The sequence below is a fragment of the Kitasatospora sp. NPDC088346 genome (assembly GCF_044740765.1).
GTDB lineage: Bacteria > Actinomycetota > Actinomycetes > Streptomycetales > Streptomycetaceae > Kitasatospora.
In genome coordinates, this window is record NZ_JBIURH010000009.1 from 85,149 (window position 1) to 108,610 (window position 23,462).

Consider the following 23,462-nt stretch of genomic DNA (forward strand, 5'->3'; position numbering starts at 1 on the left):
CGCAGGCGTCGCCCCCGCGCCGGACAGGACGCGGCCCGGCGGAGAGTGACGACACGTCAGGTCGGCCCGGTCCGCCGCCCGTCCGGGGGTGGACCTTCGGGAAGGCCCCTGCCTCCCGACCGGCCGACCGGGACCAGGGGCCCCGGGACGGCGTCCGCCCCCGACGGCTCGACCACGCCGGGCGGACCCGACCGCACCGCCACCGGGCGGACCGGCAGCGCGAACAGCAGGCCGAGCGTGATCCACAGGTAGGCGCTGCCGCCGATCAGACCGCCCACGCCCCCGGTGTCGAACCGCCAGAGCCACACCACGCTGCTGCAGAGCAGCACGTACCCGCAGACCGCCGCGGTGAGCAGCCGCCGGCGGCGCCCTGAGTCGGCGGGCGCGCGCAGTCCCGCGTCGGCGAGCAGGATCAGCGCGGGCAGCGCCCACACCAGGTGGTGGACCCAGGTGATCGGACTGACCAGGCAGGCGACCAGCCCGGTCAGCGCGAAGCCCGCCGCCTCGTCGCCGGCCGCCGCCGCCCGGTGCACCCGGTACCCCCAGACGGCGATCACGCCCAGCACCGCCAGGCCCCAGGCCGCGCGGCCCGGCAGGTCCGGTGCCAGCCTGACGATCATGCCCTGGAGGGACTGGTTGGACACGTACCCGAGCGAGCCCACCCGGTCGGTGTGCCACAGCAGATCGGTCCAGAAGGCGTCCGAGGCCGCCGGATCCGCCAGCCGGCCGAGCAGCGTCGCGGCGGCCGCCGTGCCGGTGGCGACCAGGGCGGCGCGGCGGCGCCGGGTGACGGCGAGGTAGAGGATGAACACGGCGGGCGTCAGCTTGAACGCGGCGGCCAGCCCGATCCCGATCCCCGCGTACCGGCTGCGCCGCCGGGCCGCCGTCCCGCTCCCGCCGCCGGGTCCGGAGCCGTCGTCGGCGCCCGCCAGCAGCCGCCGGTCGGCCAGCACCAGGGCGACCAGCACCAGGTTGACCTGGCCGAAGCTGAAGGTGTCCCGGACGGGTTCGAGCAGTCCGAACAGGCAGCCGGCCACCCCGAACGCGAACCAGCGGTTCCAGCCCAGCCGCCGGGCGACCGGATCGACCAGCCAGCGCAGCAGCGCGGCCGCGGCCAGCGCGCTCAGCACGACGCTGACCGCCACCGCGGTGTGCCAGCCCACCAGGGTCATCGGCAGCATGCAGACCGCGGCGAACGGCGGGTAGGTGAAGCCCATCGTGCTGTTCGGGTGCACGTAGTCGTACAGGTGGCCGCCGCCCGTCCAGTGCCGGACCGTCCCGTAGTAGACGCCGACGTCGAACCAGCCGCGGTGGCCCGGGATCACGGCCAGGAAGAGCCCGGTCGCGGTGGCCAGCGCCAGCAGGACCAGCAGCCGGCGTCCGGTCGCGGACCGCCTCACCACGGCGTACCCCCCGGCGCGTCCAGGACCGGCCGGGCCGGCCGGCCGCCCGGGAGCAGCCGCAGACCGGACAGCGCCGCCAGCGCCAGCAGCCCGCCGGCCACCGCCGCCGCCGACTCCGGTGCTGCGGGCGCGAATCCGCTCGGAAGCACCACCAGCGCCAGCACCCCGCTGGCGGGCGCCGCCCAGCGGCGGGTCCGTCCATCGGCCGCGGCGGCGGCGAGCACCGCCACGCCCCACAGCGCGTACCAGGGCCGCAGCGCCGGGCCGAGCAGCACCAGCGCGGCCAGGCTCAGCCCCAGGGCGTGGACGGGGGCGGGCCGGCGGCGGCCGGTCCACAGGTACAGCACGACCAGCGCCGCGCCGGCCAGGCCCAGCCAGCGCCACAGCGGCACCGCCGACCCGCCCGGTCCGGCGCCGAGCCCGGACGCCAGCGCGTCGGTCGCCCGGCCCAGGGCACTGGTCACCGACCAGTTCCCCGCCGACACCGGGGTGTCGAGGGCCCGCACCCAGCCGTAGCCGGTACCGGTCGCCGCGGTCACGGCGGCGGCCGTGCCGAGCGCCACCGCGAGCGTGGCCGCGGCCGCACGGACCGTCCGGGCGCGCCCCCGCAGCCGGTCGGCCCACAGCACGGCCAGCGGCAGCAGCCCCAGCACCGCGGGTGCCTTGACCAGCGCGGCCAGCGTGACCAGTGCGGCGGCCGGGAGTGGACGGCGTTCCAGGGCGAGGACGAGCCCGGCGACCAGCAGCCCGAGCATCACCGCGTCGTTGTGCGCCCCGGCGACCAGGTGGAGCAGCAGCAGCGGGTTGAGCACCCCCAGCCACAGCGCCGCCCCCGGGTCGACCCCGCAGGCCCGGGCCAGCCGGGGGGTCAGCCAGACCAGCAACGCGACCCCGAGCAGGGCCACCATCCGCAGCCCGAGGATCCCGGGGTACACCCCCGGTCCGGTCTGCCGGGCCACCCCGGCCGCGAGGGCCAGGAAGACCGGGCCGTACGGCGCCGGGGCGGACTGCCAGACCGCGGGGACCTCCTCGGCCAGCGGTCCGCCCAGGTCGGCCGGCCCGTGGGTGTAGACGTCGAGGCCGCCGTCGACCATCGCGCCCTGCGCCAGGTAGCTGTAGACGTCCCGGCTGAACAGCGGCGGCCCGGCCAGGAGCGGCGCCGCCCACAGCGCCAGCGTCAGGACCAGCGAACGCGCTCCGGGCGGCCGCGGGCCGCGCAGGGCCCGGCCCAGCCGCAGCCAGCCGGCGACGAGCAGCACGAGCCCGAAGTACGCGACCAGCAGCCCGAGTCGGGGATGCCCGCGGAGCGGCCCGTAGGACACCCCGACGGGGAGCGCCCCCGCGGCCAGGCCACCGACCGCGAGGGCCGCCGTGCCCGCGAATCCGAGCGTCCGGCACCAGTACGGGTCAGTGGCCACACCCCGGATCGGCATGCGGACAAGCTGTCAGGACCCGGTGGCCGCCGGGCGACGCGGCACCGACCTGGAGGTGACCGGTGACTGGCCGGTTCCCGGCCGCCGCCGGCCCCGGACCAGGGCCCTCCGGGCGGCGCAGCCAGGCCTTCAGCCGGTGCACATCTGCGCTCCGCCGAATGGCCACCGCGACGCCAGCCCACTCGGGGAGACATACGGGTGCCACGCCAAACGCGTGACGGTCGTCCCGGACCTGCCCGGTGCGCGGCTTCCCGTGCCGGTCATCGCCCGCGAATCCCCGGAGAGTTCGCCATGACTGCAGTTACCACTCTCACGCTGCCGGCCGCCGTCCACGGCACCACGGCGCCGAAGGCTCCCGCGGCCCGCCGGGCCAGCACGGCCCCGGCGCCCGTCTACACCGTCTCGCTGGCCCGCGACGAGGCCGACCTGCGCGCCTCGCAGCGGCTGCGCCACCAGGTCTTCGCCGAGGAGCTCGGCGCGGTGCTGGACACCCCGCTGCCCGGCTTCGACGTCGACCGGTTCGACGACTTCTGCGACCACCTCCTGGTGCGCGACGAGTCGACCGGCGAGGTGGTCGGCACCTACCGGCTGCTGCGCCCGTCGCAGGCGGCCCGGGCCGGACGCCTGTACTCCGACAGCGAGTTCGACCTGTCGAACCTGGCCGGCATCCGCGGCGACCTGGTCGAGGTCGGCCGCTCCTGCATCTCCGCCGAGCACCGCGGCAACGGCGCGGTCATCAACCTGATGTGGGGCGGCATCGCCCGCTACCTGACCGAGGCCGGGAACACCTGGATCGCCGGCTGCTGCTCCGTCCCGCTGTCGGACGGCGGCGGCACCGCGGCCGGCGTCTGGGACGCGATGGCCGCCCGGCACCTCGCCCCGGCGGAGTACCGGGTCCGTCCGCACCGCCCGTGGGACCCGAGCGGCATCGTCCGCCCCGCCCGGACCACCGTACCGGCGCTGCTCCGCGGCTACCTGCGGCTCGGCGCCTGGGTCTGCGGCGAGCCCGCGTACGACCCCGACTTCGGGGTCAGCGACCTGTACGTGCTGCTCTCCCTGCAGCGCACCGACCCGCGCTACCTGCGGCACTTCCTGGCGGCCGGGCAGCCCGCGCCGGCCGTCCCGGCGGGAGCGGCGGGCGCCGCGGGGCCGGCGTCGTGAGCGCCTGGCTGCCGTCGGCGCCGTGCACCCCGCAGGCCTGCGTGACGGCGCCGCGGGCGACGGTGGCGCTCCCCCTGCGGGTGCTGCGCTGCCTCACCGGGGCCACCCTGCTGGCGGCCGGGATCGCGCTCGCCCCACTGGTCCGCCGCCTCCCGGCGCCGCTCGGGGCGCCGCTGGTCCGGGGCTGGGCCCGCGCGGTGGCCGCCGCGCTCGGCGTCCGGGTGCGCACCGCCGGCGCGGCGGCGCAGGCCGGGCGCGGCGGTGCGCTCGTGGTGGCCAATCACATCTCCTGGCTGGACATCGTGCTGATCGCCGCGGTCCGGCCGGGCCGGATGCTGGCCAAGTCGGAGGTCGGCCGATGGCCGGTGGCCGGCCGCTTCGTCGCCTGGGGCGGGACGCTCTTCATCGACCGGGACGGGCTGCGCTCGCTGCCCGGCACCGTCCGGGAGATCGGCGCGGTGCTGCGGCGCGGCGGCCGGGTGGTGGTGTTCCCGGAGGGCAGCACCTGGTGCGGGCAGGGCGGCGGCCGGTTCCGGCCCGCGCTGTTCCAGGCCGCGATCGACGCGGGTGTCCCGGTGCAGCCGGTGACGATCCGCTACCGCCTCGCGGACGGCTCCGCGACCAGCGCGCCGGCCTTCGTCGGCGACGACGGGCTGCTGTCCTCCGTCCGGCGGGTGGTCGCCGCCCGCGGCCTGGTCGGGGAGGTACGGCTCGCGCCGCCGATCACGGCCTCGCCGACGGTCGGCCGCCGGGTGCTGGCCCGGGCCGCGCAGGCGGCGGTCGAACGCCGGGCCTGCGGCGGGCCGATGCCCGCGCACACCGTCCGTCCCGTCCCCGCCGCGGTGGGTGCCGCGCCCCCGCGGCGGGCCGCCCGCTGGGCCTGAGCGGCCGTCCCGACCGCCGACGGCCGCCGGACCGGGACCTCCCGGGGCGACTCGCGCCACCGACCCGGCCGCAGTACGGCCGGGCCGACGGCGCTCCCGGGATCACGCCGCGGGGATCACGTCGCCGGGCTCACGGTGGCCGGCCCCGGAGCGCTCTGGGGCTGCGCGGAGCCGCCGGCCGACGAGGGCGGCCCGCTCAGCGAGGCCGGAGCCGAGGCCGGGCTGGACACCACCGCGGCCGAGGAACCCGCCGAGTGCGGCGGTGAAGCACCGGAGGACGGTCCCGAGGAGGGCGGCGAGGCCGGACCGGAGGCGGGCGAGGACGGACCGCCCGAGGACTTCGAGCCGGACGACGACGAGGACGAGGACGAGGACGACGAGGACGACGGGCTCGACGATCCTGAGGACGGGCTCGACGGTCCCGAGGACGAGGTGCTCGCGGAGGCCGACGGCGAGGTGCTGCTCACCGGCTTCGGGATCGGGCGCCCGTGCTCGTCCACCACCACGATGGTCGTGGCGGCGGCCGGCGCGGGGACGACCACCACGACGGAGTCGCTGTGGAAGCTCGCCCACGGCACCCCGCCGTAGTCGGGCACGCCCTTGTCGGGTGTCGGCGCCAGCAGCGGGTTCCCGCAGGCGCAGCGGACCCGGGGCTCGCCGTGGGCGTCGACCAGGACGGCGGTGCCCGCCTGGAGGACGGCCTGGTAGGGGACGGCCTTCCCGTCGGCGTAGCCGTGGTTGGTCACCCGGGTGTCCTCCCGCAGGACGACCGGCGCCAGGCCCTTCAGGTAGGCCGGGATGGCCGACGGCGCGATCCCCTCGACCTGGGCCCAGGCCCGGGCCTTGTCCGGGCTGGCCTCCAGATACCCGATGAGCTTGGGGACGTCGCAGCTGGCCACCGACTGGGAGCCGCCGTACAGCCCGGCGTCGGCGCCGCTGCGGGTGCCGCCGGAGCTCGGCGTGCCCGGGGACGCGGCGGGGCTGGTCGGCCCGTCCTGGACGGCGACCGAATCGGTGAACGGGTCACGTCCGACGTCGGCGACCGGTTGCAGCGCCACCTTCTCCGCCGCCTGCGCGCTGCCGCCGCCCTGGCTGCTGAGCAGCAGGCCGAGCACCAGGCCGACCACGGCCAGGCCCGCGACGGCGACGATCCCGCGGCGCCCGCGCCACCACGGCCGCTGCCCGCCTCCCCCGGAGGCGGCCAGGGCCCGCGGGGGCAGCCCGGACGGCGGGACGGGCGGTGATCCGCCCGAGGACCCCTTGCCGGCCTGCTCGGCGGGCCCGGACGGCAGCTGGACGGCCTCGGTGGGAGGCCCCCCGCTCTGGTCCGGCGGCGGGGCCGAACCCGGCTCCGCACCCGAGTTCGGGCCGGAGAGCGGGCCGGACGGCGGCCCGGACGGCGAGCCCGAGGACTGCTCGGACGGCGGCACCGAGGGCCGGTCGTGCGGCGGCTCGGGCGGCGGGTCGGACGGCGGCGGGGAAGTCACCGGGCCTCCTCCGGACTGGTGCGAATAGGCGTCCACGTCCCCCTGCCGCCTCATTCTGAGTGCCCTGCCGCCGGCCCGCGACTTCCCGTCCACCGGTTCGCCGTTCCCGGCGGCAGGCCCGAAGCTGGAGGGATCCGGCCGGTCCCGGCCGGATCCCGGCCGGGGGGCCAGGCCTGCCAGGAGTCTCGGAATGCAACGGACCGACCGCCGGACCGACCGCCGGACCGAAACCGTGGCGACGGAGTCGCGGCGCTGGCTCGCCGCCCTGGCGACGGTGCTGGCGACGCTCGCCGCGATGACCGTGGTGGCCGCCCTCGGACTGTGGCTGGCGGGCGCCGACTCGCTGCCCGGCGGCGGGTTCGGCGCGGTGCTGGCCGCGACCGTGCTGATGGCCCTCGGCGTGCCCGCGCAGCTGGAGGGCGGTGCGGTCTTCGTGGCCACCGCCCAGGGCGGCATCACGGCGATCCCGCTCTCCGTCACGCTGGTCGGGGCGCTGGTCGCCGGGGTGGTCTTCCTGCGCCCGCTCCGGCTGCACGCGGTGGTCGGACCGGGTGAACTTCTGGGCCGGGTGCTGCGGACGGCGGTGCTCTGGGTGGTCGCCGTCGTGCTGGTGTCGTTAGGGGCGCAGCACAGCTTCACCGTCTCCACCGGCGAGGACCTGGTGGACGAGCTGGGCAGCCTGATCGGCGCCGAGCCCACGGTGGGGTTCAAGGTCGAGACCCTCCCGGCGGCCGGTCTCGGGCTGCTGTGGCTGGTGGTGGTGCTCGCGCTGGCACTGGCGGTGTCCCGGCAGGCGCCGCTGCCTAGCGCGCTGGTGCGCTTCCATTCGGCGGTACGGCCCGCCGCGCACGCCGTCCTGACCCTGCTGCTCGGCTACGTGGGCGTGGCCCTGGTGGTCGCCGTGGTGGCCCTTTTCACCCGGGGCCAGCCGCGCGAGACGCTGGCGGTGATCATGCTCGGGCTGCCGAACCTGGCCTGGCTGGGGCTCGGCATCGGTCTGGGCGCCTCCTGGCACGGCCATGTGACGGACACCATCGGGCTGCCGATGCCGGAGCCGCTGGCGGCCGTGCTGCACTCCGGGCAGGACGTCACGCTGGACCTCGGCACGCTCGCCGAGCAGGACGGCCGGGCCTGGCTGTTGCTGCTGCTGGCCGTGGTCGCCGTCCTGCTGACCGGGGTCGGGATGGCGATGCACGCCCCGCCGGGCATCCCGCTCTGGCGGCACGCGCTGCACCTCGCGGTGGCGCTGGCGGTGGCGATGCTGCTGATCGGGCTGCTGACCCGGATCTCGGCCGCGCTCGGGCTGTCGCTGCTCGGGCTCGGCGCCCGCGGAGCGACCGAGCTGGAGCCGAACCTGCTGGTGGCCCTCGCGCTGGGGGCCGCCTGGGGGGCGGTGGCCGGGCTGGTCGGCGGCGCCCTGGCGGGCCGGCTGCGGCGCGCGGGGCGCTGAACCGCGCCGGGACTGCTCCGGGACGGCGCCCGGGCGGCCCGCCGACTGCTCCGGAGGACTACTCCAGGACGCCGAAGACCGGCCAGGCCCAGAGCGGTGGCGAGGGCACCGGCTCCTCCTCGGCCGGTCCCGCCTGTTCGGCCAGTTCGGCCAGTTGGGCCTGCGGCACCACCTGGGTCGGGGTCGGTGCGTCCGCCCGGGACGGCACCCGCCGCGTGGCCGGAGCCGGGGCGGCGTCGCGCAGGGCGGTGATGAACTCCAGGCAGCCGTCGAAGCGCTCCTCCGGCGCCTTGGCCAGCGCGCGACCGAGGATCCCGTCCAGGGCCGGCGCCAGGTCGGGACGGCGTTCGGTCAGCCGCGGCGGCTCGTCGTGCAGGTGCGCCCAGAGCAGCGCCAAGTCGTCCTCCCGCTCGAACGGCGGGGCTCCGGTGAGCATTTCGAAGATCACGCAGCCGAAGCCGTAGACGTCGCAGCGGCCGTCCACCGGTTTGCCCGAGATCTGCTCGGGGGCGACGTAGTCGAGGGTGCCGACGAACTGGCCGACGGTGGTCAGGCCGGTGAGCGAGAGGGACTTCTTGGTCAGGCCGAAGTCGGTCAGGTAGGCGTGTTCGGGGTGGTCGGGGTCGGTGCCCTCGGCGAGCAGGATGTTGCCGGGTTTGACGTCCCGGTGGACCAGGTCGTGGGCGTGCGCCGCGTCGAGTGCGGAGGCCACCTGGACGGCGATCCGGGCGGTCTGCGGCACGGCCAGCGGGCCCTGCCGGTCGAGCATGATCCGCAGGTCCCGGCCCTGGACGTAGCGCATCGCGATGTAGAGCAGGCCGTCCGCCTCGCCCGCCTCGTAGACCGGGACGATGTTCGGGTGGTCGATGGCGGCGGCGACCTTGGACTCGTGGGCGAAACGGGACCGGAAGACGTCGTTGCGGGCGAGTTCGGGGGCGAGCAGCTTGACCGCGACCGTGCGGCCGAGCCGCAGGTCCTCGGCCCGGTAGACGACGGCCATGCCGCCGCGGCCGATCAGTTCCTCCAGCCGGTAGCCGGCCAGCTGGTGGCCGGTCAGGTCGGTCCGGGCGGCGGTCGTCACGGGGTCTCACCGGCCGTGGCGGACCCGTCCGGGTCGACGGTGGCGTAGGTCTGGAGCTGGGCGCCGTCGGAGTAGTACCAGCGGCTGTGGTCGAGGTCGAGCAGCCAGGCCTCGGTGCCGTCGAGCACGGCGCCCAGCCGCAGGCCGCGGCTGCGGGCCCGGTAGGCGGCCAGGTCGATCCGGCCGTCGGCGTAGTCGTCGATCAGCCGCCGGTACTCGGCCAGGGCGTGTTCCAGCGCGGCCAGCAGCGGCCTCGGGTCGTCGGTGGTGCCGAGCGGCTGCCCGGTGCCCGGCGGCCGGTGCGGCAGGGCGACCAGCAGGCGGCCGTCCACCCAGGCGGACCAGCCGTTGGCGCAGACGATCCGGGCCCAGTTGCCCTCCGTGCCGATCAGCCGGACCGGCAGCAGCGGGTCGAGCCGGATGGTCGGCCGGGCCGGGTCGGGTTCGGACCAGGTCTGCAGCCCGTCGGCAGGCGCGACATGGGTGGGGCTGAAGTCGATCGGGCTCCCCATGGCCGGCGCCTAACGCCGCATCACGGCGGGTTCGTGCCGGCGCAGCAGACGGGCGACGACGAGGCCGAAGAGCACCGACAGGGCCGCGAGGGCGCCCATGTCGATCAGCCAGGTGGAGGCCTTGTGGGCGAACAGCGGGTCGTCGGTGAGGTCGTCGGGCACCACGGAGTGCAGGTCGATGGTGGAGGCCATGGCGGCGAGCGCCCAGCGGGAGGGCACCAGCCAGGAGAGCTGGTTGAGGCCGGGGACGCCGTCGAGCTGGAGCAGCGCGCCGCAGAAGACCACCTGGACGATGGCGACCAGGACCAGCAGCGGCATGGTCACCTCTTCCTTCTTGACCAGCGCGGAGATGACCAGGCCGAGCATCATCGCGGTCAGCGAGAGCATCGCGACGGCGAGGGTGATCTCGATCAGGGGTGACATCAGCACCCCGGAGCCGCCGTCGGGTCTGATCTGGACGCCCACCAGGGCGACCATGGAGAGCACCACGGCCTGCACCACCGTGATGGTGCCCAGCACGATGATCTTCGAGCAGAGGTACGCGGATCTGGACAGGCCGACGGCTCTCTCACGCTGGTAGATGGTGCGTTCCTTGACCAGCTCGCGCACCGCGTTGGCGGCGCCGGTGAGGACGCCGCCGACGCAGAGGATGAGCAGCGCGTTCAGCGCGGTGTCCTGGTTGAGCTTGCTGCCGGCCAGTGCGCGGGCCATCGCGCCCATGACGAACGGCAGCGCGATCATCACGGCGAGGAAGGTCCGGTCGGCGGTGAGCGCGCTCGCGTACCGGCGGACCAGGGTGCCGACCTGCCGGTGCCAGTGCTGGGGCGCGGGCGGCGGCGGGTGGACGGCGGGCGGCGCGGCGGCGGGCCGGCCGGGCTGTTCCATCGCGGAGGCGATGTAGCGGCGGTAGGGGTCGGAGGAGCGGTACTGTCCGGCCCAGTCGCGGTCGGTCTCGTTCTCGAACGCCTCGAAGGCCTCGGGCCACTGGCCGAAGCCGAAGTACTCCAGGCTCTCGCCGGGCGGCCCGTAGTAGGCGATCCGGCCACCGGGGGCGAGCAGCAGCAGCCGGTCGCACAGGTCCAGGCTCAGCACGCTGTGGGTGACCACGACCACCGTCCGGCCGTCGTCGGCGAGGCCGCGCAGCATCTGCATGACGGACCGGTCCATGCCGGGGTCGAGGCCACTGGTGGGCTCGTCGAGGAAGAGCAGGGACGGCTTGGTGAGGAGTTCGAGGGCGACGCTGACCCGCTTGCGCTGGCCACCGGACAGGCTGGAGATCACCTGGTCGGCGCGCTTGCCGAGGCCGAGCTCGCCGATCACCTCCTCCACCCGGGCGGCCCGCTCGGCGGGCAGGGTGTCGCCGGGGAAGCGGAGCTCGGCGGCGTACCGCAGGGCCTGGCGGACCTGGAGCTGGGTGTGCAGGATGTCGTCCTGCGGGACGAGGCCGATGCGCTGGCGCAGCTCGGCGTAGTCGCGGTACAGGTCGCGGCCGTCGTAGCGGACGGTGCCGCGGTCGGCGGGGCGCAGCCCGGTGAGGGCGTTGAGCAGGGTGGACTTGCCGGCGCCGCTCGGTCCGGCGACGGCGAGCAGGGTCTTCTGGCCGACCGGGAAGCTGATGCCGTCGATCAGGGTGCGGCCCTGGCCGACGGTGACGGTGAGCCCCTCGACGTCGAGGTCGACGTCACCGGTGTCGACGAACTCCTGGAGCTCGTCGCCGACCAGACAGAAGATCGAGTGGCCGATGCCGATCAGGTCCTGCGGTCCGACCGCGGCGCTCTGCACCGGCTGGCCGTTGAGGTAGGTGCCGTTGTGGCTGGCGAGGTCGACGATCTCGTAGCCGCCGTCGGCCCTGGCCCGCAGTTCGGCGTGGTGCCGGGAGACGGAGAGGTCGGCGACGGTGAGGTCGTTGTCGGGGGCGCGGCCGATCCGGACCACCTTGACCGGCAGCGGGCGCACCGCGGTCGGCGGCCGGTAGGAGCCGGTGAGCGAGGTCAGCGCGGAGGGCCGGCGCCGGGCGGTCGGCTCGGGCAGTGCGGCGAGGGTGCACCGCGGTCCGTCGGCGGGGCTGCCGAACCGCAGGACGCTGCCGGGCCCGACGTCCAGGTGCCGGACGCGGTGGCCCTGGGTGTAGGTGCCGTTCGTGGAGCCGACGTCGTCGAGCATCCAGTGGCCGTCCCCGGTGTGCAGGACGGCGTGGTGCCAGGAGACCCGCGGGTCGTCGAGGACGATCTCACTCGCCGGGTCCCGGCCGACGTGATAGGTGCGGCCCGGGCTCATGACCCGCGAGTCGCCGTCGGTGTCCAGGACCAGTTGCGGCGCGGTGAGCGCGAACTGTCGCTCTGCCATAGTGCCGATGCTAGTCCCGGCCCGAGCCACCCGCCCGGGGGCGGGATGCAGCCGTCCGGGTGACATCCGGCTCCGCCTGGCGCAGGGTGGGTACCTGTGGGGACAGGGCGAGGCGTGCGTTCGGCGCCGGATGGGAGTGGGCTGGTGAACACCTGGGCGACCTGGACGACACAGGGGATTCTGGCGGGGCACGGCGGGGTGCGGACGGTGGAGATCGGGGTGATCAAGGGCGATCTGACCGTGCACACGATGTGGATCGACGGCGAGGCCCGGCTGACGGTGCAGTACAGCGGGGCGTTGGACTGGTTCACGGTGGAGGGCAGCCCGGTGGCGGCCACGGACGAGGCGTCCGCGCGCGAGGTGCACCAGCGTCTGGTGGAGGCCGTGAAGGCGGACGTCGAGGCGGTCGCGCCGCAGGGCTGAGCGGCTCCCGGTCGGCCCCGAGCGGCCCTCCGGGGCCCTCCTCGAACGCCCCGGGCCGGCGCGGGTCGGCGGGCGATACCGGGGCGATACCGGCATGTCCGAGAATGGCGGCGGCTCCGTCGAACCGGGGTGTGACCTTTCCGCGCCCCGCAGCGTATGAGCTGGTGAGAGCTGTGCGGGCGGGATTCGGCTGACGGAGCGTCAGATAGGATCTGTCCGGCACACGCCAACGGGGGGCAGCTGCCGATCCGTGCCCGGACACCGGTGCACGGCGCGGAGTGACGCGCTCCCCGCCGTACCCGGATCCTGGAGCCGTCTTGCCGTCACACCTGAAGCGCCGCACCGTGCCGTTCGCGGCGGCCGCGCTGGCCGCCACCCTGCTGGTCGGATCCGCCGCCGCGGACAACGCCCCGCCGGCCGACCCGATGCTCGTCGCCGATCTGGACGCGATCCTCGCGGACGCCAGGCTCACGGGCGCTCAGGCCGGTGTCCAGGTGATCGACACCACCACCGGCCAGGTCGTCTACCAGCACCAGGCGGACGCCCTGCTGAACCCGGCCTCCACCCTCAAGACGGTCACCTCGGCCGCGGCGCTGGACCTGCTCGGCGCCGACCACCACTTCACCACCGAGGTGCGCACCACCGGCACCCGGTACAACGGCACCCTGGTCGGCGACCTGGTGCTGCGCGGCGGCGGCGACCCGAGCCTGCTGCCGCAGGACTTGGAGGACCTGGCCGCCAAGGTGTCGGCCGCCGGCATCACCTCCGTCACCGGCCGGGTGCTGGCCGACGGCACCCGCTACGACTCCACCCCGCTCGGCCCCGGCTGGGCCTGGGACGACGAGCCGTACTCGTACAGCCCGCAGATCTCCGGCCTGACCGTCGCCACCGACACCGAATACACGATGGACACCGTCAAGGTGACCATCACGCCGGGTGCCGCGGCCGGCGAGGCGGCCAAGGTCACGCTGTTCCCGGCCGACGCGCCGGTGAAGCTGACCGGGACGGTCACCACGGGCGCCGCGGGCAGCGGCTCCACCGCGGACGCCGAGCGCCGCCGCGGCGTCAACGAGCTGGCGCTGACCGGCAGCATCGCGGTCGGTGCCGCCCCGGTGTCCACGCTCGCCACCGTGGAGAACCCGACCGACTACGCGGGCCGGGTGTTCGCCGGCGCGCTCGCCCGGCACGGCGTGCGGGTGGCCCGTCCGGTCACCGCCGCGAGCGGCAGCGAGGCCTCCCAGCCGCTGGCCAGCCACGACTCGAAGCCGATCGGCGAGCTGATCGTCCCGATGCTCAAGATCAGCAACAACGGCATCGCCGAGCACCTGACCAAGGAGCTCGGCAAGGTCAAGGGCGGCCAGGGCACGTGGTCCGCCGGCGTCACCCAGATCAAGGGCTTCCTCAAGGCGAACGGCCTGGAGAACCCGGCCGGCCGGCAGGTCGACGGCTCCGGCCTGTCCCGCTACGACCTGATCACCCCGGCGAAGATGACCGGCCTGCTCAAGGTCGCCCAGGACAAGCCCTGGTTCAAGGCCTGGTACGACGCGATGCCGGTGGCCGGCAACCCCGAGCGGATGGTCGGCGGCACCCTGGCCAACCGGATGCGAGGCACCGCCGCCGCCAACAACGTGCACGCCAAGAGCGGCTCGATGAGCGGCGTCGACAACCTGTCCGGCTACGCCACCGCGCCCGACGGCCGTCGGCTGGCCTTCACCGTCATGCTGAGCAACTTCGCGGGCACCAGCCCCCGCCCGGTGATCGACGCCGTCGCCGTACGGCTCGCGGGTGGTCACCCGACCGCCCCGAGCAGCGCCCCCGGCGTGAAGTCCTTCAGTGCGCCCGGTGCGCGCTCCGCGGAAGCCCCCGCCGCCACCGAGGCCCCCGCCACCGCGGTTCCCGGCGGAACCCGTTGGGAGGACTGCGAAGTCTTCGGTCGCTGCTGATCGCGACCGGCGCGTCGCCGACCGTCCGCCGTCCGGCGCATCGGACGCCGACGCACCATCCCCGTGACCGGGCCCTGCCGACCGTCGTTGGCAGGGCCCGGCCGTTTGGAGGAAAAGATGCCCGGTGCACGCGCGATGATCGACAAGGCCAAGAGCTGGATCGGCTACCGAGAGGGCCCCGGCAACACCAACCGCTTCTCCCAGGAGATGAACCGGCCCGCCGAGAGCTGGTGCGCGGACTTCGTCAGCGCCGTCGCCAAGCAGACCGGCAACGCCACCCGGTTCCCCAACACCGCGTCCTGCACGGTCGGCCGCAGCTGGTTCAAGCAGCGCAACCGGCTCTCGGTCTACCCCGCGATCGGCGCCCAGGTCTTCTTCGGAGCGCCCGGCAACCCGGACGGCCCGGGCGGGACGCACACCGGCGTCTGCATCGCCTACACCAACGACACCATCACCGTCGTGGCCGGCAACACCAACAGCGACGGCTCGGCCAACGGCGACGGCGTCTACCGCCGCACCTACCAGCGCCGTTCCGCCTACGTCGAGTCCTACGGCTACCCCGCCTACCCCGAGGGGCTGGTGTGCGCCGACCCCGCCTGGCGGGGGCGGGCCGGCGTGATCTACTTCGGCCACCAGGCCGACGAGTCCGACCTGCCCGGCTCGCCGCCGCACCGCCTCACCGAGGAGCTGCCCGCCCAGCGGGCCGACAGCGACCAGCCGTCCGAACAGGAGAACTGACCCCGACTCGGCAAGCGCGCCCTAGAACCCGCCGAACGCCCAGCTGCCGGGCGCCTGCGGGTCGTCGCTGCGGTAGAACTCCTCGACGCCCCGCAGGTACTCGGCCCTGGTCACGAAGCCGTCACCGTCCAGGTCCAGCAGCCGGAAGCCGTGCAGGCTGTCGGCCCGGCTGACGCCGAGCTTCCGGTCCATGCCGATCCACTCCTGGAGGCTGATCCGGCCGTCGCGGTCGGTGTCGGTCACCTCGAAGGAGGCCGCGCCCAGCTCGACCGCCATGGCCAGCACCACGCCCAGGTCCGCCGCACCCACGAACTCGTCCCGGCTGATCCGCTGGTCGCCGTCGGTGTCGAGGGTCCGCTGAAGGTGCCGCCACAGCCGGTCGCCCTCCTCCCGCAGGCGCAGGCCCTGCGGGGTGCCCTCGGCACCGGCGGCCTCGGTGATCCGCTCGACGAACGCCTCGATGTCGCTGCGCTCGATGAAGCCGTTGCCGTCGAAGTCGAACAGCTCGAAGTGCTGGCGAAGCTTCCGTTCCTGGGCGGTGTCGGGCATCGTCCTGCCTTCCTGGGAGGTGGCGCCGGCCGGGCCCGGGCACCGGACGTCCAAGTCCTACCCGCCCAGGGGAAGGGTGGTGCGCACTCGCACCACCTGTCACGCCAATGGCCGCGCGCCGCCCGTCCCACCGCCCCGGCAGCGCGTTGGACAGCACGCCGGCACGATCGTTCGTATTCGCCCGACCGGACGTGCACTGATGGCGTCCCGCCGCCGGGTGCGCGCAGGATGGCTCTCGTGACCACGCCCCGGAGGACCGAACCCGGGCGCCAATCCCGAGGAGCGTCATGCGGTTTGACCGCGCAGCAGCTGTTGTCCTGTCAGCCCTCCTGCTGGGCCCGGCGGCCCTCGCCGCGGCGCGTCCCGCCGCGGCCGCCGCCCCCGCCGACGGCTCCCGCTGCCGCGCGCTCGCCCGGTCCGTCGAGGGCCACGGGCCCGGCGCCCGGCCGCCGGGCCGGGTGGTCTGCCAGTTCACCGACGGCCGGCGGCCACCGGCGGGGCCGCTCGCCGGCCCGCCGCCACGCCGGTCGACCACCGGGTGACGCCTTCCCCACCGACGGCGCGGCGCCCCGGCGGTAGGGTGCGGCGGATGAGCGACGCGTACGAGATGACCCTGTCGGTGTGGCTGCCGGGCCCGCTGGCCACGGACGAACTGGCCGAGCTGACCTGGCACCTGGGCCTCGGTGCCGCGCCGGACGTCCCCGGCGGCCCGGACCCGCTGCTGGCGCACTGCGGCGCCCTCACCGAGGCCGCCGACGGCTGGACGCTGACGGCCCACCGCGAGCTCGGCACCGGCGAGTTCGACGGCCTGAGCCCGCTGCTGCGGCGGCTCGCTACCCGGACCGGCGTCCAAGGGCCGGTGGTGGTGGGACAGTTGAGGTCACGCGGGAGCGAGATCGCCGAGCCCCTGGTGGTCCGGCGCGACACCGTGGAGTGGCCGGCCCGACCGGGTGCCCCCGGTCAGCGGCAGGTGTAGGTGAACGAGACGGCTGCGGTCCGCGGGTCCGGCGAGAGGATCTCCAAGGTGGCCGTCGCGTCCATGCTGCCCTGACCGTGGAACGACCAGCGCAGCACCAGGTCGGTGGTGCGGTGCCCGCTCGGCACGTGCTGGACGAGCTCTCCCGAGTCCGTGCCGTCACTGCGCAGCCAGCGGTAGCGGACGTCACCGGCGCCGCCGGTGGTCTCCACCGCGGCGGTGATCGCCTGGGTGCCGTCACAGGCCGGGCCGGCCGCGTCCGTCTGCACGGTGACCGACGCGACCACGACCGGGCGGCCGTACCGCTGCCAGGCGAGGTACGCGAGCACGGCCAGCAGCAGCAGGAGCGGCAGGATCAGCCAGCGGCGCCGGCGTTTGCGAGGCGGCGCGGGCTGCTCGGGCTGGACGGCGCCGTGCCAGACGGCGGCGGCCTGCGGCGGGACGCCCGGACCGAAGCGGCGCAGCCCGTCCGGCGGGGTCGGGCCGGCCGGGTCCGTCCCGGCGGGCGCGTCCGACCCGGCGGGCGCAGGCGCGGGCACCGGCACCGGCACCGCGGCCATGGCGGGGCCACCGGGCTGCGGGGTGGTGCGCTCGGCCTGCGGGACGGTGCGCTCGGCGAGCTGCGGGATGGTGCGCTCGGCGGGCTGCGGGGTGGTGCGCTCGGCGGCGCTCGGCCAGGCCTCGGGGTCGAGGAAGGTCGCGCTGTCGGCCGGCACCGGGACGGGCGCGGCCGCGGAAGCCCCGGCCGCGGGCCCGTCGAGCCGGACGGTGGCGGCCACCGGGCCGGTCTCGTCCAGGCGGACCGTCAGCTCCTCCGCTCCGGGAGGGGCGGCGAGCGCCTTGGGCGGCAGGCGGACGGTGGCCTCCATCCCCGGGGCGTCCTCCACCCGGAGCTGCACCGTGGCGTCGGGCCCCTGCCCCTCGGCGGCCGCACCGAGCCGGACCGTCTGCTCGGGGAGCCCGCCGGCGGGCAGCACCAGCTGCACCGTCGGCTCCGGCGCCCCCTGGGCGGGCACCACCAGCTGGACGGTGTGCTCCGGCTGCGCGGCCTTCACGGGGGTGACGGCCGGTTCGGGCGTCGCGGGCTGCGCCGGGGTGTCCCGGGGCTCCGGCGTGGCCGGTGCCTCCGGTGCCACGGCCTTCGGGCGGCGGACCGGGCCGAGCTCGAAGGCCGGTGCGGCCGGCTCGTCGCCCTGCTTGCCGAGGCGGACGGTGCCGTCCGGGTCGGACGGGGGTGGAGTGGTCATGCCGGTCCTGCTCTCAGCGGGGCGGGTTGCAAGTGATGGTGTCGAAGGTGTGCGACGACAGGGTGCTCGCCGGGGTGGTGGAGACCCGGGCGGTGAGGGTGGAGGCCGCTCCGAACGGCATCGTGTCGCTGAACGTTACCGCCTTGGTCTGACCCTTGCGGAGCGCGAAGGTGTGCGTGGTCGGCAGCCGGGACAGGCCGCTGGTCCAGCTCACGTTCAGGGTCCCGTCGGCCGCGCCGTCGGTCAGGACGGTGACCGTCGCCGTCGCGGAGGACGGGCCGCAGGTGAACACCGGCTTCACCGAGAGGACCTTCAGCGGCGGCGCCACCACGGTCGGGGTGACGGTGGGGGTGGCCGACACGAGGGTCGGCGTGGGGCTGGCGGGCTTGGTGGTGGCGGTCGTCGCGCTGGGCGACACCTTGGGCGTCGGGGTGCTGCCGGGCGACGGCGGGGCCACCAGGGTCGCCGACGGGGAGGGCGAGGCGCCGGGCGAGGCCGAGTCGGACGCGGACGGCGACGGGGAGGCCTCCACCGAGGCGGACGCCGACGGCACCGGCGAGGCCTCGACGACGGGGACGGCGCCCAGGGTGGTGGTCGCCTTGGGCGCGGCCACCTCGCTGGTGCCGGAGGCACCGGTGGCACCGGCGACGGCGACGCCCGCCATGGCACCGGCGACCAGGACCACACCGGTGGCGGCACTGGCGATCTTGGCCCGCCGCCCGAACCTCACCGCTCCCGGCCCGGGACCGCCGCCCGGCCCGGGTGCCGTCGGCGGCGCGAGGGCGGTGCTGGCGAACGTGGTGGCACCGCCCGCCTGCGCACCGGCGAACGGCAGCAGCAGCGGCAGCAGCGCGACCAGCCCGGCGAGCTGGCGCCGGCCGCGCTCCTCCCAGTCCTCCCCGTACGCGGCGCCCGCGACCGCCTCCAGCTCCTCGACCAGCAGGGCCGCGCCGTCCGGCCGCTCCTGCGGCGTCTTGGCCAGGCCGGCCCGGATCAGCGGGCGCAGCGCCTCGGGGGCCTGCTCGGCGGGGATCTGGGCCTCGGTGTGCTGGACGGCCAGCTCCATCAGGGTGGTGCCGGCGTACGGCTTGGCACCGGTGAGGCACTCGAAGAAGGTCGCGGTGGCGGCGTACACGTCGCCGGCCGGGGCGGCCGGTTCACCGGCCCACTGCTCGGGCGCCATGTAGGCGGGCGTGCCGGCGATCGCCCCGGTGTCGCCGTTGCGGACGGCGATGCCGAAGTCGACCAGCTTGGAGGTGCCGTCGGCGGCGACCAGCACGTTGGCGGGCTTGTAGTCGCGGTGCACGACGCCTGCGCCGTGCGCGGCGGCGAGGCCGAGCAGGGAGCCCTTGAGGACGGTCAGCGCGGCCTCGGGGGCGGTCGCGCCCTCGGAGCGCAGCAGGTCGCGCAGCGAGATGCCGTCGACCAGCTCCATCACGATGGCGGCGCCGTGCGGGCTCTCGACGTACTCGTAGAGCTGGGCGATGTGCGGGGAGTGCAGCGCGGCGAGCAGTTCGGCCTCGGCGCGGAAGCCCTGGTGGTCGGCGGAGGAACCGGTGAGGTACTTGACCGCGACGGGGGTGCCGGTGGCGCGGTGGTGGGCGAGGACGACCCGGCCCGCGGCGCCCGCACCGAGTTCGCGCAGGTGCTCGTAGTCGGGGAGTTCCCAGCCCTGGTCCTGCTGCGCGCCGACGGGGCCGGTCGTGCCTGCCTTCTCGTCCATCTGGTCCACCCCCGGAAGTCCGGTCCGCACGGGCATGCGGCCACCGAGAGTGACGCAGCCGCGGGTCGGAGGGTTCCGGCCCGCGGGCGATGATAGGACACAGTTTCGGTTCTTCGGGTACGCCTTTTCATTACGAACGGGCCGCAGTGCTACTGCGGCAAGGATGCTTCGTGGTCACTCTCCGTCGCGGCGGCGGGCCGATTCGGCGGCTTCGGCGGCGACCGACCCCGCCTGCACCAGCCGGTGGCCGAGGTCGAGCAGGGCCCGGCCGACGGCCAGCTCGTCGCCGATCACGGGGGCCGCGGGGTCGTGCGGGCTGCGATGCGCCTCGGCGTCGGCCTCCAGCAGGCCGCTGCCGGTGTCGAGCACGGCGTGCGCCCTGGTGTGGTCGCCGTCCTCGGTGACGTGCAGCCGCACCTGCCACTCACCGGACTGCGGTTCGCGGGCCGCGGCGCCGCCCTGCGTCACCGCGAGCCGCCTTCCTGGGCCTCGTCCAGCTGCTCGCCCTCGGCCGGGGGCATGTCCTGGGCGTGGGCGGTCTGGTAGGAGGTGATGCCCTCCTCCGGGTCGGCGGCGCGGATGTCCTCGGCGTCGCGCTCGGCCTTGTCGGTGAACCTGTCGTGCATGTCGGACATCGCCGGCTCCCAGTGCTCGGATGCTGGTGCGGTCGACCGGACCGCGGCGCCGTGACGGTGCGCGCGACCGGCCGGTCGCGTCCTGGCTTCCAGCCTGCGCCTGTGCGGGCGTACGGGCCAGTGCTCGCGGGGACGCCCGGCCCGGGGCTCAGCGCTCGGGGCCCGGGTCAGCCGGCCGGTTCGGCGGGCTCGGCGGGCTCGGCGAGTTCGTCGAGCAGGGCCGGGTTGACCGTGGCGACGATGGCCCGGATGTCCGCGGGGGCGGCGGCCGGCCACAGGATCCGCCGGGCGGAGCGGTAGCGCTCGGCCAGCCGCTCGCGGTCGGCCTCCGGCAGCCGGGCGGACCGGTCGGCCCGCGAGTTGTGCGCGTTGTCGGCGATCTTGAGCAGGGTGGCGGAGTGGTCGGTGACGATCTGCCGGAGCATGGCGTGGTAGGCGACGCCCTCCGTCCGGCTCACCCTGCGCACCGTGGCGACCACGCTGAACGGCACCCCCGCCCGCAGCAGGTCGTCGGCGGTGAGCGCGGTGTCCTCCAGGACGTCGTGCAGCAGAGCGGCCATCTGCAGACCGGTCCCGAACGGGGCGACCGCCTCGGCCACCGCCCGGACGTGCGCCACGTACGGCACACCGATCTTGTCGAGCTGTCCGGCGTGGGCGTCCGCGGCGAGGCGGTCGACGTCGGCAAGGCTGAGCATGGGCACGGCACTCCCCCGCGAGGTGAACATCTGCCAGTTCCGGCGCAATATAGCGGTGTTGCGGACGACCGTGGCCGGGCGGGGCGGCCCGGCGTGCCGCGGCCGGCGGGCGGCGCCCCCCGCGGGCGGCGTCGGGCGGGGTGCCAGGATGGCGGGATGCAGGTGACACCGATCTCCCCCGAGCGGCTGGCCGGGCTCCTCGCCGGACGCATCGCCGCACTGCCGGGCGGCGAGGGCCGGTGGGCCCGGGTGGCCGTCGACGGCGCACCCGCCGCACGGCCCGGCGCACTCGCCGACGCGCTGGTGGAGCCGCTGCGGCTGCTCGGCCGGCCGGTGCTGCGGGTGTCCGCGGCGGACTTCCTGCGCCCGGCCTCGATCCGCCTGGAGTACGGGCACCAGGACGTGGACGCCTACCACGACCTCTGGCTGGACGACCGGGCCCTGCTGCGGGAGGTGCTCGACCCGCTGGAACCCGGCGGGAGCGGCCGGGTCCTGCCCGCGCTCCGGGACGCGGTGCACGACCGGTCCGCCCGCGTCCCGTACACCGTGCTGCCGCCGGGCGGGGTGCTGGTGCTGGACGGGCCGCTGCTGCTCGGGCGCTGGCTGCCGTTCGAGTGGACGGTGCATCTGGCCATGGGGGACGCGGCGCTGGCCCGGCGCACCCCCGCCGAGGAGCGCTGGACCCTGCCCGCGTACGCCCGCTACCGCACCGAGACCGCCCCCGAGGACCTGGCCGACCTCACCGTCCGGGTGGACGACCCGCGCCATCCCGCCCTGGTCGAGCGCTGACCGCCGGCGGCGCCCGGGGTCAGGGCCGTCCGGCGCCGGGCGGGCTGCGACGGGCGCGGATCCGGTGCGCCGTACGCAGGCCGTGGCGGGCCGCCGTGGCGACGCGTCCGCCGCAGTCCGTGCGGGCGAGGTCGGTGGCGGCCAGGTGTTCGAGGACGGGCAGGGCCCGGTCCTCGGCGGTCACCCCGAGCGCGCGGCAGGCCCAGTACCTCCGCTCGGGCGACGGATCGGCGGCCAGCGCGATCAGGTCGTCCAGGGCGTCCGGCCCGAACGACCCGACGGCGGAGGCCAGGTAGCCGGCCCGGGGGTGGCGCAGCAGCGTCAGTTCGCGCCGGAGCGCGGCCCGGGCGGCGGTGCCTCCGATCGCGGCGAGTGCCGCCGCGGCGCCGGCGCGGACCAGCTCCGCCGGGTCGTCGAGGAGCCCGACCAGGGCCGGCACGGTGGCCGGGTCGCCGAGTCGTCCGAGCGCCTGGCAGGCGGTGTGCCGGGTCAGCCGGTCCCGGTCCGCCAGCAGCGGGAGGACCAGGGGGACGGCCTGGCGCAGGCCGAGTTCGGCGCAGGCGGTGGCGGCCCAGGGCGCGCCACGGAACCCGGGGTGGTCGGCGAGGGCTCCCAGGAGCGGGCCGGCGAGCGTGGCGTCGCCGAACAGGCCCACCCGGTTGAGCGCCTTGGTCCACACCGTCGGGTCGGCGGTGCGATGGTCGGCGACGGCCGCGTGCAGGGCGGCTCGGGCCTGCCGGTCCCCGAGCTCGGCCCAGGCGATCAGCGCGTCCACGGCCCGGTGGCGCGGGGGCGCGGCGGGTGCGGTCAGTTCCTCCGCCCAGAGCGCGATCAGGGACGCGGGGCCGAGCGGTCGGCCGCCGAGGGTGTCCGCGAGGGCGTCGGTGAGTCCGGGCACGTCGGTGGCGAGCCGGTGGGCGAGCGGGGCGATCCACCAGCCGGTGTCGTGGTCGTAGCGGGCGCCGGCGGTGAGGTTCCGGCGAAGCTTGTGGACGTACCAGGCGAGGCCGGACTCCTCGGCGTGCGGGCCGGCCGCAGCGAGCACCGCCTCGGCCCAGGCCAGCGGGTCGGGCTGACGGACGTACAGCTGGCGGCCCCACAGGTGGAGGCGCTCGGGGGGCTCGTGCACCCGGTCGATGCTGCCGCTCGCCCGGTGCGGGGGGGGCAAGGGGGTTTCAGGGGGTCGGGCCGCGCTGGCAGTGCGGGCACCAGGTGGCGGGGCGGTCCTCGGCGTGGGTGGCGGCGCGCAGGGTGGTGCCGCAGCGGGTGCAGGGGCGGCGGGCGCGGCCGTAGACCCAGTGCTGGCGGCCGGGGCGGGTGTCGCCGGTGGTGACGTGGCCGTGCCGCAGCTTGTTGGCGTCGAGGACCTGGTGGGCGCGGGCGAGCAGCCGGTCGAGGCCGGGCAGCGCGCCGACCGGGGTCCAGGGGGTGACCCCGGCGAGGAAGCACAGCTCGTTGGCGTACACGTTGCCGATGCCGGCCAGGTTGCGCTGGTCGAGCAGGGCCTCGCCGAGCGGGCGCTCGGGCCGTTCGGCGAGGCGGCGGCGGGCCTCGGCGGCGTCCCAGTCGGGGCCGAGCAGGTCGGGGCCGAGGTGGCCGACGGCCCGCTGCTCGTCGGCGGTGCGCAGCAGTTCGACGACGGGCAGGCGGTAGCCGACGGCGGTGTGGTGCTCGGTGCCGAGGACGGCCCTGATCTGGAAGGCGGGGCCGCCGGTCCAGCGTTCGCCGGCTCGGTAGAGCGCCCAGCGGCCGTCCATCCGCAGGTGGGTGTGGAGGGTCAGGCCGCCCTCGATCCGGGTCAGCAGGTGTTTGCCGTGCGGGACGACCTCCAGGACGCGGCGGCCGGTCAGGTCGGCGGTGGCGTGGGCGGGCACCCGCAGGTCGGCGCTGGTCAGCACCTGGCCGGCCAGCGCCGCGTGCAGCTGGGCGGTCGCGCGGTACACGGTGTCTCCTTCGGGCACCCGTCCATCATGCGCGACCGGCCGCC

23 protein-coding genes are annotated in these 23,462 nt (G+C 75.9%); 9 read left to right on the top strand and 14 right to left on the bottom strand.

Annotated elements, in window-relative coordinates; translation table 11 throughout:
* Window positions 1-56 precede the first annotated feature (56 nt).
* Together ACIOFR_RS14980 and mptB are read right to left on the bottom strand one after the other, a co-directional pair.
* Entirely contained in the window at window positions 57-1,400 is a 1,344-nt protein-coding gene (locus ACIOFR_RS14980) for a glycosyltransferase 87 family protein (protein ID WP_400996612.1), read from the bottom strand.
* Window positions 1,397-2,836, bottom strand: coding sequence for a polyprenol phosphomannose-dependent alpha 1,6 mannosyltransferase MptB (gene mptB, locus ACIOFR_RS14985; protein ID WP_400996614.1), 1,440 nt, complete (start codon window positions 2,834-2,836; stop codon window positions 1,397-1,399). The genes ACIOFR_RS14980 and mptB overlap by 4 nt, the downstream gene beginning before the upstream one ends.
* Window positions 2,837-3,127: 291 nt before the next feature.
* On the opposite strand from mptB, the gene ACIOFR_RS14990 reads away from it, so the two are divergent.
* Window positions 3,128-3,997 (top strand): GNAT family N-acetyltransferase, encoded by an 870-nt coding sequence (locus ACIOFR_RS14990; protein ID WP_400996616.1) that lies wholly within the window; start codon window positions 3,128-3,130, stop codon window positions 3,995-3,997.
* Window positions 3,994-4,881, top strand: coding sequence for a lysophospholipid acyltransferase family protein (locus ACIOFR_RS14995; protein WP_400996619.1), 888 nt, complete (start codon window positions 3,994-3,996; stop codon window positions 4,879-4,881). The genes ACIOFR_RS14990 and ACIOFR_RS14995 overlap by 4 nt, the downstream gene beginning before the upstream one ends.
* 116 nt (window positions 4,882-4,997) lie before the next feature.
* Here ACIOFR_RS14995 and ACIOFR_RS15000 read toward each other — a convergent pair whose 3' ends face one another.
* On the bottom strand, window positions 4,998-6,368 hold the full coding sequence (locus ACIOFR_RS15000) for a DUF6777 domain-containing protein (RefSeq protein ID WP_400996622.1): 1,371 nt from the start codon (window positions 6,366-6,368) through the stop codon (window positions 4,998-5,000).
* A gap of 190 nt (window positions 6,369-6,558) precedes the next feature.
* On the opposite strand from ACIOFR_RS15000, the gene ACIOFR_RS15005 reads away from it, so the two are divergent.
* A complete protein-coding gene (locus ACIOFR_RS15005; protein WP_400996625.1) occupies window positions 6,559-7,818 on the top strand; it encodes a streptophobe family protein in 1,260 nt (419 codons plus the stop codon).
* 58 nt (window positions 7,819-7,876) lie between these two features.
* Here ACIOFR_RS15005 and ACIOFR_RS15010 read toward each other — a convergent pair whose 3' ends face one another.
* The 3 genes from ACIOFR_RS15010 to ACIOFR_RS15020 are packed head-to-tail and all read right to left on the bottom strand — an operon-like array spanning window position 7,877 to window position 11,757.
* Window positions 7,877-8,899: a serine/threonine-protein kinase gene (locus tag ACIOFR_RS15010; protein ID WP_400996628.1), complete on the bottom strand. Its 1,023-nt coding sequence runs from the start codon at window positions 8,897-8,899 to the stop codon at window positions 7,877-7,879.
* Window positions 8,896-9,411, bottom strand: a complete 516-nt coding sequence (locus ACIOFR_RS15015) for a hypothetical protein (RefSeq protein WP_400996630.1) — start codon at window positions 9,409-9,411, stop codon at window positions 8,896-8,898. Before ACIOFR_RS15015 ends, ACIOFR_RS15010 begins: the two co-directional genes overlap by 4 nt.
* 9 nt (window positions 9,412-9,420) lie before the next feature.
* The gene (locus ACIOFR_RS15020; RefSeq protein ID WP_400996633.1) at window positions 9,421-11,757 is read right to left on the bottom strand and encodes an FHA domain-containing protein; all 2,337 of its coding nucleotides are present in this window, start codon (window positions 11,755-11,757) and stop codon (window positions 9,421-9,423) included.
* A gap of 144 nt (window positions 11,758-11,901) precedes the next feature.
* Between ACIOFR_RS15020 and ACIOFR_RS15025 the strand changes: the two genes are divergently transcribed.
* The 3 genes from ACIOFR_RS15025 (at window position 11,902) to ACIOFR_RS15035 (ending at window position 14,861) form a co-directional block, all read left to right on the top strand.
* A complete protein-coding gene (locus tag ACIOFR_RS15025) occupies window positions 11,902-12,180 on the top strand; it encodes a hypothetical protein (RefSeq protein ID WP_400996635.1) in 279 nt (92 codons plus the stop codon).
* Between the two features lie 317 nt (window positions 12,181-12,497).
* The gene (dacB, locus tag ACIOFR_RS15030; protein WP_400996637.1) at window positions 12,498-14,123 is read left to right on the top strand and encodes a D-alanyl-D-alanine carboxypeptidase/D-alanyl-D-alanine-endopeptidase; all 1,626 of its coding nucleotides are present in this window, start codon (window positions 12,498-12,500) and stop codon (window positions 14,121-14,123) included.
* 117 nt (window positions 14,124-14,240) lie between these two features.
* A complete protein-coding gene (locus tag ACIOFR_RS15035; RefSeq protein WP_400996640.1) occupies window positions 14,241-14,861 on the top strand; it encodes a CHAP domain-containing protein in 621 nt (206 codons plus the stop codon).
* A gap of 21 nt (window positions 14,862-14,882) precedes the next feature.
* On the opposite strand, the gene ACIOFR_RS15040 is transcribed toward ACIOFR_RS15035, so the two are convergent.
* Entirely contained in the window at window positions 14,883-15,410 is a 528-nt protein-coding gene (locus ACIOFR_RS15040) for an EF-hand domain-containing protein (protein WP_400996642.1), read from the bottom strand.
* A gap of 287 nt (window positions 15,411-15,697) precedes the next feature.
* Here ACIOFR_RS15040 and ACIOFR_RS15045 point away from each other — a divergent pair, with 287 nt between their 5' ends.
* The gene (locus tag ACIOFR_RS15045) at window positions 15,698-15,952 is read left to right on the top strand and encodes a hypothetical protein (RefSeq protein ID WP_400996644.1); all 255 of its coding nucleotides are present in this window, start codon (window positions 15,698-15,700) and stop codon (window positions 15,950-15,952) included.
* 47 nt (window positions 15,953-15,999) lie between these two features.
* Complete coding sequence (locus tag ACIOFR_RS15050; protein ID WP_400996646.1) at window positions 16,000-16,386, top strand: hypothetical protein; 387 nt, start codon at window positions 16,000-16,002, stop codon at window positions 16,384-16,386.
* Here ACIOFR_RS15050 and ACIOFR_RS15055 read toward each other — a convergent pair.
* From ACIOFR_RS15055 to ACIOFR_RS15075, 5 genes are all read right to left on the bottom strand, one after another.
* The gene (locus ACIOFR_RS15055; protein ID WP_400996648.1) at window positions 16,371-17,633 is read right to left on the bottom strand and encodes a hypothetical protein; all 1,263 of its coding nucleotides are present in this window, start codon (window positions 17,631-17,633) and stop codon (window positions 16,371-16,373) included. The two genes, ACIOFR_RS15050 and ACIOFR_RS15055, sit on opposite strands and share 16 nt — an antisense overlap.
* 13 nt (window positions 17,634-17,646) lie before the next feature.
* The gene (locus tag ACIOFR_RS15060; RefSeq protein WP_400996650.1) at window positions 17,647-19,356 is read right to left on the bottom strand and encodes a protein kinase; all 1,710 of its coding nucleotides are present in this window, start codon (window positions 19,354-19,356) and stop codon (window positions 17,647-17,649) included.
* A gap of 174 nt (window positions 19,357-19,530) precedes the next feature.
* Complete coding sequence (locus ACIOFR_RS15065; RefSeq protein WP_400996652.1) at window positions 19,531-19,824, bottom strand: dsRBD fold-containing protein; 294 nt, start codon at window positions 19,822-19,824, stop codon at window positions 19,531-19,533.
* Window positions 19,821-19,991, bottom strand: a complete 171-nt coding sequence (locus tag ACIOFR_RS15070) for a hypothetical protein (protein ID WP_400996655.1) — start codon at window positions 19,989-19,991, stop codon at window positions 19,821-19,823. The genes ACIOFR_RS15065 and ACIOFR_RS15070 overlap by 4 nt, the downstream gene beginning before the upstream one ends.
* Window positions 19,992-20,158: 167 nt before the next feature.
* Window positions 20,159-20,686 (bottom strand): phosphohydrolase, encoded by a 528-nt coding sequence (locus ACIOFR_RS15075; RefSeq protein WP_400996658.1) that lies wholly within the window; start codon window positions 20,684-20,686, stop codon window positions 20,159-20,161.
* A 156-nt stretch (window positions 20,687-20,842) separates the two neighbouring features.
* Here ACIOFR_RS15075 and ACIOFR_RS15080 point away from each other — a divergent pair, with 156 nt between their 5' ends.
* Window positions 20,843-21,475 carry a uridine kinase gene (locus ACIOFR_RS15080; RefSeq protein ID WP_400996661.1) on the top strand — a complete coding sequence of 211 codons (633 nt, stop codon included), beginning with the start codon at window positions 20,843-20,845 and terminating at the stop codon, window positions 21,473-21,475.
* Between the two features lie 19 nt (window positions 21,476-21,494).
* Here ACIOFR_RS15080 and ACIOFR_RS15085 read toward each other — a convergent pair whose 3' ends face one another.
* A complete protein-coding gene (locus ACIOFR_RS15085) occupies window positions 21,495-22,604 on the bottom strand; it encodes a HEAT repeat domain-containing protein (protein ID WP_400996663.1) in 1,110 nt (369 codons plus the stop codon).
* A gap of 46 nt (window positions 22,605-22,650) precedes the next feature.
* Window positions 22,651-23,436 carry a DNA-formamidopyrimidine glycosylase family protein gene (locus tag ACIOFR_RS15090; protein ID WP_400996665.1) on the bottom strand — a complete coding sequence of 262 codons (786 nt, stop codon included), beginning with the start codon at window positions 23,434-23,436 and terminating at the stop codon, window positions 22,651-22,653.
* Window positions 23,437-23,462: the final 26 nt, after the last annotated feature.

Excerpts from the sequence above, each read along its gene's own strand:
- mptB (WP_400996614.1), bottom strand. The coding sequence starts at position 2,836 with ATGCCGATCCGGGGTGTGGCCACTGACCCGTACTGGTGCCGGACGCTC.
- ACIOFR_RS14990 (WP_400996616.1), top strand. The coding sequence starts at position 3,128 with ATGACTGCAGTTACCACTCTCACGCTGCCGGCCGCCGTCCACGGCACC.
- ACIOFR_RS15005 (WP_400996625.1), top strand. The coding sequence starts at position 6,559 with ATGCAACGGACCGACCGCCGGACCGACCGCCGGACCGAAACCGTGGCG.
- ACIOFR_RS15015 (WP_400996630.1), bottom strand. The coding sequence starts at position 9,411 with ATGGGGAGCCCGATCGACTTCAGCCCCACCCATGTCGCGCCTGCCGAC.
- ACIOFR_RS15020 (WP_400996633.1), bottom strand. The coding sequence starts at position 11,757 with ATGGCAGAGCGACAGTTCGCGCTCACCGCGCCGCAACTGGTCCTGGAC.
- ACIOFR_RS15035 (WP_400996640.1), top strand. The coding sequence starts at position 14,241 with ATGCCCGGTGCACGCGCGATGATCGACAAGGCCAAGAGCTGGATCGGC.
- ACIOFR_RS15040 (WP_400996642.1), bottom strand. The coding sequence starts at position 15,410 with ATGCCCGACACCGCCCAGGAACGGAAGCTTCGCCAGCACTTCGAGCTG.
- ACIOFR_RS15045 (WP_400996644.1), top strand. The coding sequence starts at position 15,698 with ATGCGGTTTGACCGCGCAGCAGCTGTTGTCCTGTCAGCCCTCCTGCTG.
- ACIOFR_RS15050 (WP_400996646.1), top strand. The coding sequence starts at position 16,000 with ATGAGCGACGCGTACGAGATGACCCTGTCGGTGTGGCTGCCGGGCCCG.
- ACIOFR_RS15055 (WP_400996648.1), bottom strand. The coding sequence starts at position 17,633 with ATGACCACTCCACCCCCGTCCGACCCGGACGGCACCGTCCGCCTCGGC.
- ACIOFR_RS15060 (WP_400996650.1), bottom strand. The coding sequence starts at position 19,356 with ATGGACGAGAAGGCAGGCACGACCGGCCCCGTCGGCGCGCAGCAGGAC.
- ACIOFR_RS15070 (WP_400996655.1), bottom strand. The coding sequence starts at position 19,991 with ATGTCCGACATGCACGACAGGTTCACCGACAAGGCCGAGCGCGACGCC.
- ACIOFR_RS15075 (WP_400996658.1), bottom strand. The coding sequence starts at position 20,686 with ATGCTCAGCCTTGCCGACGTCGACCGCCTCGCCGCGGACGCCCACGCC.
- ACIOFR_RS15080 (WP_400996661.1), top strand. The coding sequence starts at position 20,843 with ATGCAGGTGACACCGATCTCCCCCGAGCGGCTGGCCGGGCTCCTCGCC.